The following is a 13,633-nucleotide window of genomic DNA, read 5'->3' on the forward strand; positions in this document are numbered from 1 at the left end:
TTGCAGATGCATAACATTTCTATGACTATACAGCTCTTTCCGAACTGGGAGTCTGTGGCAGATGGTTTTCGCCAATTATTTTTTAAGGAAGGAATTAGGCTATGGGAAACTCCCGAAAGCGAGAAAACGACATCTCAAATCTACATCCTGCAATTAGGGAACACGTCAGGGCCATACAGGCTCAACTACAGAAGGAGGATATTCCATTCGAGGTTTTCGAAGCATTTCGAACACCAGAGCGCCAAGCAGATCTTTATGCGCAAGGAAGAACGAAGCCAGGCGCCAAGGTAACCTGGGTTGGACCATGGCATTCGATACACCAATACGGGCTCGCCGTCGACTTCGTCCTAAGGGAGAACGGTAAGTGGAGTTGGGATACCACAGGCCACAAAGGGGCTTGGTGGGACCGGATGCATGTGATCGCAAAAGAAAATGGAATGACGCCGATCTACAACTCCAAAGGTAAGCTCATCGAGAAACCACATATTCAACTTCAAGGAACAAAGTCTCGCGACTTGTACCAGGGGGCTTATCCGGATGGCGGAGACGAGGCCTGGGCCGATCGCCTCAACGAATTGATCGACAACTGGAGTGGGCTCCCTGCCCCTCCGCCGCGACCTTCAATAAATCTGGGCGCACCCGCAATCGACACGGAGTTGATGGCATCCATGGAGGCCGAGTCATCGGCACCGGTGCATACTTCGATGAATTCGGCTGAAAGAGATCTCCGTTTCCAAAAGCTCCACAAATTCATCAAAGATGCGGAAGGCGGGTTCGTAAATAATCAGCACGACAAAGGTGGCGCCACAAATTTTGGCATTACAAAGACAACTCTGGCGGAATGGCGTGGTACGAACGTAACGGAAGAAGACGTTGCCACCATGAGCCAGAAAGAGGCCGAAGAAATCCTTTATACAAATTACTACATCAAGTGTAAGTGCGATAAATTGCACGACCGCGTTGCAATGGTCGTCTACAATATGGCAGTTCACTCGGGACCAAAGGTGGCCCAAAGAACTGCACAACGCGCCTTCAATGAACTTGGCATGAAGGTTGACGGCACTTCGTTGGAAGAAGATGGGATAATTGGCCGGATCACGTTGAGCGCGATCAATCAGACCGACCCGTCCGTGCTTTCCGAGAAATACCTCGAGCTATACGAACAACGCCTGCGCGGTCTTGAGGATTTTGTCATCTTTGGGGCCGGTTGGATAAATCGTGTCAACAAGTTGCGTGTCTTTTTGAATGCTTTGCCAGAGGGAGAGGGCAAACGTCCTATCAAAATCATGAAAGTTAAAGAAAGAGACTTGGACATTGACGTCGACGATGTACTGAGAGTTGCATTGATGGCATTGACTGGTGGAAAATCCGCAGCCGTTAAGGCATTGGCCTTAGGAATTCTGAACAAGAGACTCGCAAACAAAACCGACGAAAGAGATGAAAATCTCAGTTTGCTAAATGCGATACTGAACGAAAAGATCGACGCGCCGTCGGATGAAAATGCAACGTCTCAGCCGGTTGCGCCTCTCGAAGAACTAACACCTGTCAACAATGCACTTGGACCGATGATTGGCAAGTTGTTAGACGGCAAGAAGTCCATTATTGGCATCGTCGGCCTTGTCGTCACAGCCGTTCTTCCGCAACTCGGCTTAAGTTCCTCTCAACCGCAATTGCAACAACTGTTTGCCGATGGCGACAAGACCACCATGCTCACTTTGTTTTCGCTGCTAACGAGTTGGGGTTTTCTCGGGAAAATTGACAAAAAATTTGTGGATCTAAAGCAAAGTACATGACCGCAACGTGAGGTGCCCCTAGTTTCCTGGGGTCACCGAACGGCCCTTTCGATGGCGGCACTCAGGGCTGCGCGTGACAGTTTCTGTAGATCGGCAACGTCCCGCTTCTTGAGCAGGTGAATGCGTCCGTTCCGGGCGCGATCTTTCCAAGAGTCGTCCAATTGCGCCGCTTCGTGCATTCGGCTGATTAGCGCAGCCCCAGCCGCATCTTTGCTTTTGCCGGGCGGCAGCATTTCAATTGCCGCAAACCCGTCCCTGATTTTCAGATGGCGCCGATGCGGAAGGTTTACTCCTCTCTCCGTTAGGGCGACGCCAATGACCACGCGTGGTTTGCCTGCCGGAAAGAACCGGCATTTGTGCGATTTCAACCCAGCTTTGGCGATGATGCCACGCACCTTAAAGAGGGTGGCGCGTGATGCACTTTCGCCGCTGAGGTACATGTCATCCACATAGACCGTGAACGTGAGCGCGTTTTCGGTCGCCAGATTAGCGATCTCGTCGAACATACGTTTATGGGCAAAGTACGAAAGGATGGGACTTACCGGGCTTCCAGTTGGCAAATGTCCGTCGACGGTCAGTGCCTTCGCCATGAGCATAGCGACATCACTTCGGCACCGCATGAAGTCCACGAAAAACAGGTAGACGGCGTGAGTCGTAACGTTCTGGAAGAACGACCGGATATCGACCTTGATGAGGTTGGTATCTGCGCGATGTGCTTTGGCATTGGTTATGTAGGATCGGCCTTTGGTTGCCGAATGCAAATAGTCGGGGGTTTCGATCCGCGCCAGCCACCGGGAAACTCGCTTGTGGATCGCGCGCAGCCGGTCTTTTGGCTCCTGCACGTCCCGTTTCTTCGTCTTTCCCACCTTGAAGCGCTTGTAGTTGTCCAGCCGGTTCGCCAAATCTTCAAGCTCTGCCACATCGAGACCAAGAACCTCAGCCAGACGCCGTGGCGATGTGATCTTGTAGAGTGGCGATTGAGCGAGGGGATATCGGCGCATGGATCAGGCGTCCTTCTTCTGATCTGATCCGGAAATCGTGGCCATCCAGTCGAGCATCTTCAGTGCTTTGTGCGCTACGAAATTCCGCGCCCGATCAGAAAAATCGGAGTCTTCGGTCCGCTCGGCGAACAACATCAACGACGACACAGGGATCTCGAAGTAGTCCGAATATCGTTGCAGTGTCTCAATCGTGACCTTCTTCTTACCGGCCTCCAACTCCGTAACGAACGACCGCGAAAAACCAAGCTCGCGAGCGAGATCGGCTTTGGTCATGTCGTGATAGACCCGGACAAGTCTTAGCGCTTCGTTCAGCATCATCTCCACCAGCGGCACAAGGGTAGCTTAGAGGTTCTCGAACAACCAACGGACAGAGCGGATTGCGGCAACGATCATCGCGACCACTTTCCAGACCGTCAGCAGAATGCGCCGCATCCTGCGTCCCCTGCGGCTCCACTTCGAGCGCGCCGAGGGTTTCACGAGAGAGTTTCGCCCGGCGACCGGGGGATCATCTGTGTCTTGCGACATGACTGAGTCCTTTCGTCTCAGAGCACCAGACGGGATTGTCTGGCGTCACGCTCTCTGAAACAGGCTCAGGCGAAACACCTCTAAGCCACCGTGATCGCCCGCTCACGCGGGGCGATCCTTACCGGGCCTCGCCGCCGACGCCCGCTGCCGGGAAACGTCGCCGGTGCGCCAATAAGAGGAAGAGACCTGCGCCTCCAAGCGTCAAGTGACGCCGCATATGCGTGGTGCCTTCCCGGTCGCAGGCAAGATAAAGAGGGTCGTTCGCCAGATTGCAAGGTTTGTTCGCAGTTGGCGAACAACTACCTTTCGATGGCTAAGCGCAGCTTTTTGAAGGTCAGGCGTCCGGTCGGTTCGAGCTTCTGCAAGGTTTGGTCTTGCAGCTCCTCATGCGCGGCTGCCGCGGCTGCCGCCAACCATAACAAGGCCTCGTCGAGGTCGGCGGGTTTCGGTGTGCCAAGTTCGTCCAGTTCATGTTGATGGTGCTCAAAATAGCTCGCGGTTGTGGGGTCCGGGTTTGTCCGCCATCCTATTTCTGTTACCGCGCGGCGACCCTTCGCAAAGACGCCGATTGGATCGCTTCCGACGAGATAAGCGAATGCCACGCCGAGGCCGGCACAAGAGAGCTTGGCTTGTTCGCAGTCGACCTTCATGGGAATGCGGTCACAGAGGGAAAAACAATCAAGCCAGACACTCATTATTTGCCCTTGCCTATCACCGAGGTTTCCCGCGCAAGTTCCCCATTCGAAGAAGTATCCACGGAACTTTTCTGCCTTGTCGACGGCCTTGTTCAGCAATCCAAGACTGTTCTTGAAAAGATCGCAGGCCTCCTGTCGCAGACTACGTGCTTCCTCCCTTTCCACGCCCTGTGCCGCGAATCGTAAAGCCCGGGCACAGTCAACGATCTGATCAGCCCTATCTGGTCGAGCTTCCATTGCCACTTCGGCAGCAGCGATCCCGATGAAACCGCGGCGACGCTCGGACAAACCAAGAGGCAAATCCTGTTTTAGGTGGGAGCCTGCGTGAACGATAGGACCATGACATTCCCGACTGACCTGTCCGTCATTTCCGAGCCGAGCGGTCTCAGACACAAGCCGCTCCCAGACACCGATCAGATCAGTATGAAAGCGGGTATCAGAGGCAACGACCACGGCATCGGCGACCTTCTTATGCCGCGTCAAGATGTGCATTCGGGTCTCGGCTGCGCCAATTTCGCGCCCAAGGGCACCAGCAATCAGAGTCGATACGCGATGGACCGGAATGTCGCAGATTGAAGCCAATACTCGCTTGTCGAGCCCCGGCATTCCTACCGCGTGACAATTCGCAACGTAGAGCAAGGCATCGTAGAGATTGCCCGCTCCGCCTTCTATATCCCGGTGGCGCAAGGGCTCCATTAGCGTAACGACATGGTCAATCAGCGCTGATCCGGAGAACCGAATGTCGAGCAAACCTCCGAAGAAACTGCCGTCTCCGCCTTTGACGTCTTGCGCCCGCGTCGCCGCAACGAGCTTCTTGATGCGCTCATCCCGTGACTTCTCGGACATCAGGCCCCGTAGTCCGGCATCCCCCTGTTCGCTCCATGCATCAACGACACGTTCTGCGTCGTCTTCCGCGATGCCGCCGAGCACGATGTCATCAAGACGGCTCAGCCGCCCGTTCCAACCCTTTTGATCACCCTTCTCGGCAAGCCAGTCGGTGTCACGCGCAGCCAGCAAGAAGGTAATATTGCGCCGGCCGGCCTCATGAAGGCGAACCGCACATTGCCATAGTTCATCGATCAAACCCTCAGCATCATCGGCAACAAGCACCCAGTGATGATCGGGATCTAGTGAAGCCACCACATCCGGGTTCAGGCCCGCATCGGGTAAAGGTCGATGCAGCACCACACAGTCGCGTTCCCGTGCCGCAGCAACCGCTGCCTGCAACAAGGCGGTCGATTTGCCTTCGCCACCCGCCGCGCGAACCAGTTGCAGGGTGCAGCCTGCAATGCTGACCAGCCCTTGGTCGATCCTGTCAACAACTGTCGCTACGTGGCTAAGCCTTGGGATCAGGGGACTGATTGCATGCCGTAGCGTTGGGACGGCCCCGTCAAAAAACCGAACAGCTTCCTCGCCCGTCAAGGGATCAAAGGCATCAAGCCGTTCCTTCGTCACCACTTCCCACCCGGCCAGAGGTGAGGTCTCAATTGCTGACCGTGTCACAGGATCGAAACCCAGATCGGCGATCAGGTCATCGAAGAAGGTGTGGCAGTTGACGCTGTGGAAGAACGTAATCCGCTCTTGTTGGATGCCGCCTTTGAACTTCTCGAAGAGCGCCGCGTTCTGTTCTCTGATTTCTGCTGGGCTGCTGCCGTAGAAGCACCACGTAACCGTTCCACTGAACGTGTCAGAGCTGAGGCAATTGGCGAGCGCGGACGTGAATATATCGTCCCAGCCACTGTATGCCATGACCACAAGGTTGGTCTGGTGTAGATGCTTTTCTAAGGAGGCTTGGAGTTGCGTCCGCTTGGCCTCTAGCTGTTGCGGGCTGTGCAGCGTCGGGGAGTCCCGCCAATAGCCGTGAAGGTGGAAAATGCTGACGTCATCACGAGCTACGCTGATCGGTGCGTTCAACGAACCTTCCAGCGGAATGGTGTATGGTTGATAGCGAATGCCCTGCGCGTGAAGCGCAAGCCCGATCATCGGATCGAAATTCGTGGTAAACACAGGGCCTGAAAACCGATTTGGGTCGAGCTTGATCAAGTGGGCAAGCCCACGCTGCCCTTGCGTGATATTCCATTCGTTGGGTGCACCATCAGAACCGTTATGCGGGTCGAGGCTCGGTGTCCCTGTCTTGCGTGCCGACAAGACTGCTGTTTGAACGATCTCCGTTACAACGTCAGCATCAAGGACGCTGAAAACAAAGCTCATGGCCGCTTGGTATTGGCCCGCACCATCAGCACCCGCAAGACGCGCTTCGAGTTCCTTCGAGAAGTCCGCGCCTTCGGCAGCAACGCGTTTGCGAATGACCTCTATGAAACCAGAGACGGGCGGAACGCCGGTACCGTTTTCCCATGAGAACGGCGCGCCAACGAGGAAGCTCGCTGGTTTGCCAGTTGTGCGTTTCAGCTTCAGCTTCAACGCTGAAATATCGTGGATTTCTGGTGTCATAGCGTGACATTGGCACAGAAGCAGTCAGCGATTAACCGAAAACTGACACTTGGGGAAACGAGCGCTCGGTTTCTCGCCCAGGCCGCGTCAGCGTACTTTCAAACCAAGCGACGCCTTCGGCTGTGTAAGTTCCCGGCCCAATCGCCCCTTAAGCCAAATTGGCGAGAACCGCATTTGTGCGATGCTACCCAAATGATACCCACAGGGCTAGCGGCCACAAAATCGAGCTACCTAGTGGCGCATAAACATTTAATATTGTTATTTAAAAGTGGTGCCCGGGGGCGGAATCGAACCACCGACACGAGGATTTTCAATCCCGGTCATGCAATTTTCGCGCGCATCCGGATGCGTCGAGTTGAATCACCTAAATCACCATAAGTCATTATTTTTTATAAATATTTGCAATATTGATTTTCGCGACATACGTGCACTGTGAAGTACGAAAAAGCAGCCCAGCGTGGCGGATTTGTTGCCCCAGTGTTGCCCAAGAAAGAACCGGACGATGTCGAACAGGAAAGCTCTGACCGATGTTTTTGTGCGCACAGTCACCGTGGACACGCGCACCGAATTCTCAGACACCCAGTGCCCGGGGCTGAAGCTGCGCGTCTCCAAGACGGGCAAAAAGAGTTTCGCACTCAAAGCCCGCGACGCGTTCGGCACGGTGCAGACCTTCACACTTGGAGAGTACCCGGCCACAACCTTGCGTCAAGCTCGGGACGCGGCGCAGGAGGCCCGGCGGCTTCTGCGAGAAGGGAAGAACTTCGCGGCGGAAAAGCGCACCCGCAAAGCGGAGCGGTCGAGCGCGCCGACACTGGCCGAGCTGATCCAAGAATATCAGGTCGTAGGGAGCGTCACGACAAAGGTGTGGCGCCCACGGGCAGATGGGCGCCTGCCGGAGGCGCAGAGTTCGGTCCAACGGGTGTTTGCGCCCCTCCTCGACAAGAACGTGACCACGCTCACCGCTGAAGACTTTGCCGAAGTTATGGCCAACTACCGCCCGAAACAGAGAGGCAAGCTGTCCGCGAACGGCAGCGTGTCCCGCGCGCGGTCATACCTGTCGGTCGTTCTGGATTGGGCCGCCCATCGGAAGCGCTTCGGCAAGATCGGGGCTGGCCGAAACCCGGCCTTGGACGTGGTCGACATCAAGCTCACGCACGACCCTGCGATCTCGGACCCCTCGATCACCGGAGGTCGCGAAAGGGTCCTCACAGAAGATGAACTGGCCTTGGTTCTGCCGTTGATGACATACCCCGCCCCGAAAGCCTTGAGAGGCAGGCTCGCAGCCGAGGACCATCTGCGCCCGGCTGCACATCGGTTCATTCTGCTGACCCTCGCGCGGCTTCGGGAGGTTGCGGAAATGCGATGGCGCGACGTCGATTTTCGATCAGGCATCTGGACGAAGATCCCGATCGACAAACGCTCAGCCGCCGAAAGCCGCAGACAGCGCGTCCCCCTCTCCGACGCGGCCATGTGCCTTCTGAAATCGCTCCCGGGTGCGGATACGGCCGACCCGGACGATCTGGTGTTTCCAAACTCCCACGGACAAGTGGAAGTGAACTGGAACCGGGGCACCGAGGCGATCAAAAGAGCGAGTGGGACCAGCGGTTGGACGCGCCATGATCTTCGCCGTACTTCAGCGACGATCCTCGCGGCCTTGGGGGCACCCATCGACCTGATCGCGGACATCCTTGGGCACTCGAACCGCACGAAGCGGCACGGCCTGTCTGGGGCGGTGGAACACTATGTCATCGCGACGAAGATTCTCAGAGACGTCGAGGATCCGCGCAAAATTGCGCTGGATCAGCTTGCGACTGTTCTTGACGCGATTGAGGCGCGGGCCAGGGACAATGACAACTTCTATGTCGGTCAAGCACAGGGTTCATTCGGGATCAAAACCTAAGAAATCTCTGGAGGAGCGGTGGGTTGGTCGTCGGGTTCCCCACTTGGCGCGCGCGATACGACTTCGAGCAGTATATCCTCGGCAACGATGCGAGGTAAATTCCCGGCCTTATCAGAGAAGGCCGCGAGAAAAGTACTCCACCGCGCCTCTGTCGGACCGCCATCTTCGATGATGCTGACATCTACCATATCGAGGACTGCGCGGTCTCCCTCGGGTCCGATCAGCATGACGGCAGACCCCTTGGCAACAAACCGGTGTCGGATTTGCACGCCGACCTGTTTCGCCGCGCGTTACAACGCAGCTAGCCATCCGACTCGGGTTCGATTTCGCCAAGCAGATAATCCAGCTTTTCCTCCAACGCGTCGATGCGGCGCTGCAACGCTTCCATCGCCGTAGCCAAGGTCCGGAACGCCGTAGTCTGCTCCGCCAGCTGGCTCTCCACGTCGAGAAGAAGACCAATCAGCCTTTCGGCGAATTCCGTTTTCACGTCCTCCTGCTCGGGGTCCAGGAGTTGCAGAAGCGGGTGCAGGCGGCGGACATCCTCCCGCGTCTTGTCCAGCTTAAGGTGGGTGAGGTCGTGATCCGAGATCATCTCGTTCATTGTGTGTTTCCTTCGGTTGGCCGATTGGGTGGGGAATGGCGCGCAGGCGGTGGGCGATGTCCACAAACAGCAGGACGACCCCCACCACCCGCAGATGGGCTGCTAGGCGAAAACGTTTCAAGATGAAGCGCGAGGAAAAGGCCGCGCCAGCATCCTTGGGGTTCACCGACCGTCCCGTAACGATGTTGGTCGGAACAAGCCGGTCGGATCGGTCGGGGGCTAGTTGGACGCGCCACGGAGACCCATGCATTTCCAGCGCATCGTTCAGACTTTCGACAGTGCTGGGCCGCGCAGATTTCATTGCTGCGTTCAGGTCTGATGCAAAACTCCATGCGGCTTTATTTTTGCGGGCTGACCTTTGGGTGAGTTCCGGGGTGAGCGTCAGGCTGGGATCCGACCGCCAAGGAAGGTCCGGCAGCCCCAAGCGCTGGCGGAGATCGCGCTCTAGCCGGTCGGTTGCGCGCACAGAGGTCGCGACGTCGAGCGGCCGCCCCATGAAAGTCTGACATGCGCTGACGATGTGGACGTGGTCACAGGATGTCTCTTCTCTGCCCCAGAGGAGCCAAGGCACCTGGTCCGGAGGCAGGCCGCTGGACCTGAGAACATGCCGTGCGACGACCAGCCATTGGCTTTCTGACAGCGATGTTCCATGGGGCATGGACAGCGTGAAATGAACGAGGCCCTGTCCATGCGGGGCATCGAAAGGGCGCAGGAAATCGACCGCCTGCCTCCATGTCCGAACGGGCATCGACCCGTCCAGCACCACCCCGTCCTTCGAAAGGTACGGTAGGATCGTGCCGGCCAGGCTGTGAAACGTGGTGTGCCGCCTCACCGCGCCTGCCTTTCGATGACGGCGGTCAGGGCCGCGCGTGACAGTCTCTGCAGATCGGCAACGTCCCGCTTCTTGAGCAGGTGAACGCGCCCGTTCTGGGCGCGATGGATCTTGTGGAGCGCGTAGCTCATACGGGCGATCTCGGCGGCGACGTCGTCTTCGACCGTTTCGCCGTAGTTGAGCGCGGCATGGATCACGTCTTTCGAGCGCGTCGCAATACCGTGCTGTGCTGCGCGGGCGTCGATCTGACGAGCTTCCTTCTTCGAGAGGCGGACGGTGCTGGCGATAGTCTTTTTCGGCATACTCTGCTCCTTGGTTGAGTAATGCCAAATTTACCGTTCGCGCCGTGTTTCCCGAAAAATTTTGGTCAAGACGGGAATACATAATCCGACGTCGAAAACGCGGTTTCAGCCAAGTATTCTTTGGAAAATTGCAGGTTCAGAGAGGTTGCAAAAAAATTGTAGCCATTCTCGGCTTCAGAAATTTTCGGCTTTTCCGGAATTTGTTTTTCACAGACCCGGCAGAAAAATGACGTCACCCCATAGGTTCTTTAGATCAGGGAACTCAGGAGCACTATATGAACGACTTTCGATGGGTTGGACGCGTCGGGCTTTTTCTCCGTTTCATGACAAACCCGTCGATCGAAACACAAACGTAAATTCAGCGCCTGTTACGTCGAGCACGTGGCGGGTCACATCAAAAAAGCGAGCACGCGTTTTTCCAGAACTTGAGGTGGAAAAATCCCAGCCTTCTGGAGTGGCCGTTGGGCTCAAGGTTGCACTTCCAAAGAAGCAATATTCAGTCGGTCCGCCCATCGGCGCGAAGTATCACAAGTTGGTTCGTCTCGGGAATTTGCTTAAACAGCAACCCGACGCCTGGACATAATCCCGTCAATCTCTAGAAATGTTTCCGCAAAAGGAAAACAACTGAGACGAGTGTGACTGACCCGCGCCTCACCTGCCCAATCTGCATGCACCGTTTGGCCGGGTTGATCCCAGCCCCTCGGCATGTGCAGGCATGGGAGGATCTGACCGCCCCCGAGCAAACCAGCATGCTCGCCCAGGTGGGCATGGCGCTCGGAAAGGGAGCCTCAGGCTTCTTGGCATCCTCGGAGCACGGTCATTTCCACTTGCGCGAGACATCCGGCGCTCGCCTTACGACTGGCGGCCAAGATCCCCTCTTGCCTTTGCTGGCCGAGCGCCTCGACACGGCGCAATCGGTAGACCTCGCGGTTGCATTTGCGATGGACAGCGGCGTGGCCCTTCTTGAACCCTGGTTCCGCGAACTGCTAATGCGCGGAGGTAGGCTTCGGATCGTTGTGGGTGACTATCTGGACACGACCGACCCGACCGCCCTGGCCCGACTGCTGGACCTCGATGGCGCCGAGGTTTTCGTCTTTGAGACACAGGGCCTGAGCTTCCACCCTAAGGCGTGGTTGTTCCGGGCCTCTGACGCGCGCGGGGCAGCCATTGTCGGAAGTTCCAACCTCTCGCAATCGGCGCTCACCGACGGCGTGGAATGGAACCTGCATTCCGAGGAGGCCGCTGACAGCGTCGCGGTAGCGTTTGAAGATCTTCTCGCCCGCCCAGAGGTGAAGCCGCTAACCGCGGACTGGATCGATGCATACACCAAGCGCCGCAGAGCTCGGCCCATGCCGGAATTCACAGCGCGCGTTGTGGCAGAAGAAGGCCCTCCTCCGGAGCCGCACGCGATTCAGCAAGAGGCTTTGGCCGCCCTCGCGCAAAGCCGCACCAACGGACATCGCGCGGGACTCGTCGTATTGGCGACAGGGTTGGGAAAGACTTGGCTTGCGGCCTTCGACACCATCCGGGCGGGGGCCGACCGCGTTCTGTTCGTCGCCCATCGCGACGAAATTTTGACCCAAGCAATGGCAGCGTTTCGAAAGGTGCGGCCCGACGCTAAACTAGGGCGCTATACGGGCACCGCAAAAGAAGCCGACGCCGATATCCTCTTTGCGTCTGTCCAAACCCTCGGCCGCATTGGCCATCTGCGCCAATTCGACCGGGATCACTTTGACTACATCGTGGTCGATGAATTTCACCACGCCGCCGCTCGAACCTACCAGAAGTTGATCGAGCATTTCACGCCCGGGTTCCTCCTTGGCCTCACGGCCACCCCGGACCGGACTGATGGCGCAGACCTGCTGGGCCTTTGCGGCGAGAACCTCGTCTACGAGTGTGACCTGTTTCGCGGGATCGAGGCAGGACGCCTGTCGCCGTTTCACTATTTTGGTGTGCCTGATGATGTGGACTATGCGCAGATTCCGTGGCGATCCGGTCAGTTCGACCCAACCGCTTTGGATGCGGCCCTGGCAACCGAAGCCCGAGCTAGGAACGCGTTGGACCAATACCAAAAGCGCGCCATCGGCCCAGCGATCGGCTTCTGCTGTTCGATGCGGCACGCCGACTATATGGCGAACTATTTTCGCGAAGCAGGGCTGAGGGCCGTGGCTGTCCACTCCGGCGCAAGCTCCGCACCACGCGCAAGCTCCCTGGCTGCGCTCGGCCGCGGCGAGATCGACATCCTGTTTGCTGTCGACATGTTCAACGAAGGTGTCGACGTGCCCGAAATCGGCACAGTCCTCATGCTCCGCCCCACCGAAAGCGCGATCATCTGGCTTCAGCAGTTGGGTCGCGGCTTGCGCCGGGTTGAAGGCAAAGTGCTGCAGGTCATCGACTATATCGGGAACCATCGAAGCTTTTTGACCAAGGTCGCCACGCTCTTGCGGGCTGGCGCGGGCGACCGCTCGATCTCGACAAAGCTTGAGGCCCTGCAAGCTGGCGAATTCCACCTGCCACCGGGCTGCGAAGTCACTTACGAACTTGAAGTGATAGACATCCTACAAGGCCTTCTGCGACCCAAGGAGGGCGCGGCAGAGCTCGAGGCGTTCTATGCCGATTTCCGCGACCGAAACGGTGTCCGGCCAACCGCCGTCGAAGTTTTCCGCAACGGCTTTGACCCACGAGCATCCGGCCATGGCGGGTGGTTCGATTTCGTTCGCGATATGGGCGACGAATTGCCAGAACGGCCGTTTTCCACCCACGGCCGCCTGTTGCGTGACCTGGAACGCCCCAATCGCTATTCCAATGCCGCCTTGGTTGGATTGCGCGACATCGTTGCCGGCAGACAACCCAGTGAGGGACATTCCGAACTCGCACTCGACCCTTACATTGCCCAAACCACCGAAGGGTTCGGGTTGGCCCGACCCGATGCTTCTGGAAAACTGGAGCCACTGGTGCGCGAGTTGGTCGAGTGGCGCCTGGCAGAAACCCCAATTGTCCGTGAGGCCGCCGAGGCCTCCGCAACCTTTGTCGGAAAACCCAAATCCCTGGAGCTCTGGCACCGCTACTTAGTACCCGATATCGCCGAGTTCTTCGGCGAGGAATACAAACAGAACCTATGGCGCACCGGGATGAAGGCATTGCCAAAGAAGAAGACCATGATTCTTCTGGCCAATGTTTCCACGCAGGATCTGACCTACGAGAATGCGTTTCTTGGCCCATCCCGTCTGAAATGGTTCAGCCAGAACCAGACGAAGCAAGACAGCAAGCATGGTCGCATCATCAATGGCACCGAGGGGCATGAGGTGCACTTGTTCATCCGCCGCGGAAACAAGGTGAATGGGAAGGTCAACCCATTCATCTATTGCGGGCAACCGAAGTTCGCAGGCTGGGCAGGCGAGACGCCGATCGAGGTGCAATGGGACTTAGACGAACCGGTTCCCCAAGAGCTTTGGGCAGAGCTTGGCATTCCCACAAAAGAATGATCCTGTGTGCTGGACATTGAAGTAACGAAATTTTGCAATGACCGGGAA

General features: G+C 57.1%; 10 protein-coding genes. 3 read left to right on the top strand and 7 right to left on the bottom strand.

All coding sequences use genetic code 11. The annotated features are described in order from the left end of the window. Positions 1–101 precede the first annotated feature (101 nt). Entirely contained in the window at positions 102–1,793 is a 1,692-nt protein-coding gene (locus AC2FF8_RS04910; protein ID WP_496879061.1) for a glycosyl hydrolase 108 family protein, read from the top strand. Positions 1,794–1,825: 32 nt separating this feature from the next. Here the strand turns inward: AC2FF8_RS04910 and AC2FF8_RS04915 are convergent, their stop codons facing one another. The 4 genes from AC2FF8_RS04915 to AC2FF8_RS04930 all read right to left on the bottom strand — a co-directional run bounded on the left by AC2FF8_RS04915 (position 1,826) and on the right by AC2FF8_RS04930 (position 6,465). Then, positions 1,826–2,794: a reverse transcriptase family protein gene (locus AC2FF8_RS04915; protein WP_480683807.1), complete on the bottom strand. Its 969-nt coding sequence runs from the start codon at positions 2,792–2,794 to the stop codon at positions 1,826–1,828. A gap of 3 nt (positions 2,795–2,797) precedes the next feature. After that, on the bottom strand, positions 2,798–3,109 hold the full coding sequence (locus AC2FF8_RS04920; RefSeq protein ID WP_480683806.1) for a helix-turn-helix transcriptional regulator: 312 nt from the start codon (positions 3,107–3,109) through the stop codon (positions 2,798–2,800). Between the two features lie 27 nt (positions 3,110–3,136). After that, positions 3,137–3,319, bottom strand: coding sequence for a hypothetical protein (locus tag AC2FF8_RS04925; protein WP_480683805.1), 183 nt, complete (start codon positions 3,317–3,319; stop codon positions 3,137–3,139). Positions 3,320–3,618: 299 nt separating this feature from the next. Beyond that, a complete protein-coding gene (locus AC2FF8_RS04930) occupies positions 3,619–6,465 on the bottom strand; it encodes a P-loop NTPase (protein WP_496879062.1) in 2,847 nt (948 codons plus the stop codon). A 502-nt stretch (positions 6,466–6,967) separates the two neighbouring features. Between AC2FF8_RS04930 and AC2FF8_RS04935 the strand changes: the two genes are divergently transcribed. Then, complete coding sequence (locus tag AC2FF8_RS04935; protein WP_496879063.1) at positions 6,968–8,365, top strand: tyrosine-type recombinase/integrase; 1,398 nt, start codon at positions 6,968–6,970, stop codon at positions 8,363–8,365. A gap of 301 nt (positions 8,366–8,666) precedes the next feature. On the opposite strand, the gene AC2FF8_RS04940 is transcribed toward AC2FF8_RS04935, so the two are convergent. From AC2FF8_RS04940 to AC2FF8_RS04950, 3 genes are read right to left on the bottom strand one after another with little or no spacing between them, the layout of a single operon-like run. Next, complete coding sequence (locus AC2FF8_RS04940; protein ID WP_496879064.1) at positions 8,667–8,966, bottom strand: hypothetical protein; 300 nt, start codon at positions 8,964–8,966, stop codon at positions 8,667–8,669. Continuing rightward, complete coding sequence (locus tag AC2FF8_RS04945; RefSeq protein WP_496879065.1) at positions 8,926–9,798, bottom strand: hypothetical protein; 873 nt, start codon at positions 9,796–9,798, stop codon at positions 8,926–8,928. The genes AC2FF8_RS04940 and AC2FF8_RS04945 overlap by 41 nt, the downstream gene beginning before the upstream one ends. Further along, positions 9,795–10,100 carry a hypothetical protein gene (locus tag AC2FF8_RS04950; protein ID WP_496879066.1) on the bottom strand — a complete coding sequence of 102 codons (306 nt, stop codon included), beginning with the start codon at positions 10,098–10,100 and terminating at the stop codon, positions 9,795–9,797. The genes AC2FF8_RS04945 and AC2FF8_RS04950 overlap by 4 nt, the downstream gene beginning before the upstream one ends. Positions 10,101–10,978: 878 nt before the next feature. Between AC2FF8_RS04950 and AC2FF8_RS04955 the strand changes: the two genes are divergently transcribed. Continuing rightward, the gene (locus tag AC2FF8_RS04955) at positions 10,979–13,585 is read left to right on the top strand and encodes a DUF3427 domain-containing protein (protein WP_496879067.1); all 2,607 of its coding nucleotides are present in this window, start codon (positions 10,979–10,981) and stop codon (positions 13,583–13,585) included. Positions 13,586–13,633 lie beyond the last annotated feature (48 nt).

It is taken from the genome of Ruegeria sp. YTSA144 (assembly GCF_059610125.1).

Excerpts from the sequence above, each read along its gene's own strand:
- AC2FF8_RS04940 (WP_496879064.1), bottom strand. The coding sequence starts at position 8,966 with ATGAACGAGATGATCTCGGATCACGACCTCACCCACCTTAAGCTGGAC.
- AC2FF8_RS04930 (WP_496879062.1), bottom strand. The coding sequence starts at position 6,465 with ATGACACCAGAAATCCACGATATTTCAGCGTTGAAGCTGAAGCTGAAA.
- AC2FF8_RS04935 (WP_496879063.1), top strand. The coding sequence starts at position 6,968 with ATGTCGAACAGGAAAGCTCTGACCGATGTTTTTGTGCGCACAGTCACC.
- AC2FF8_RS04910 (WP_496879061.1), top strand. The coding sequence starts at position 102 with ATGGGAAACTCCCGAAAGCGAGAAAACGACATCTCAAATCTACATCCT.
- AC2FF8_RS04950 (WP_496879066.1), bottom strand. The coding sequence starts at position 10,100 with ATGCCGAAAAAGACTATCGCCAGCACCGTCCGCCTCTCGAAGAAGGAA.
- AC2FF8_RS04925 (WP_480683805.1), bottom strand. The coding sequence starts at position 3,319 with ATGTCGCAAGACACAGATGATCCCCCGGTCGCCGGGCGAAACTCTCTC.
- AC2FF8_RS04920 (WP_480683806.1), bottom strand. The coding sequence starts at position 3,109 with ATGCTGAACGAAGCGCTAAGACTTGTCCGGGTCTATCACGACATGACC.
- AC2FF8_RS04915 (WP_480683807.1), bottom strand. The coding sequence starts at position 2,794 with ATGCGCCGATATCCCCTCGCTCAATCGCCACTCTACAAGATCACATCG.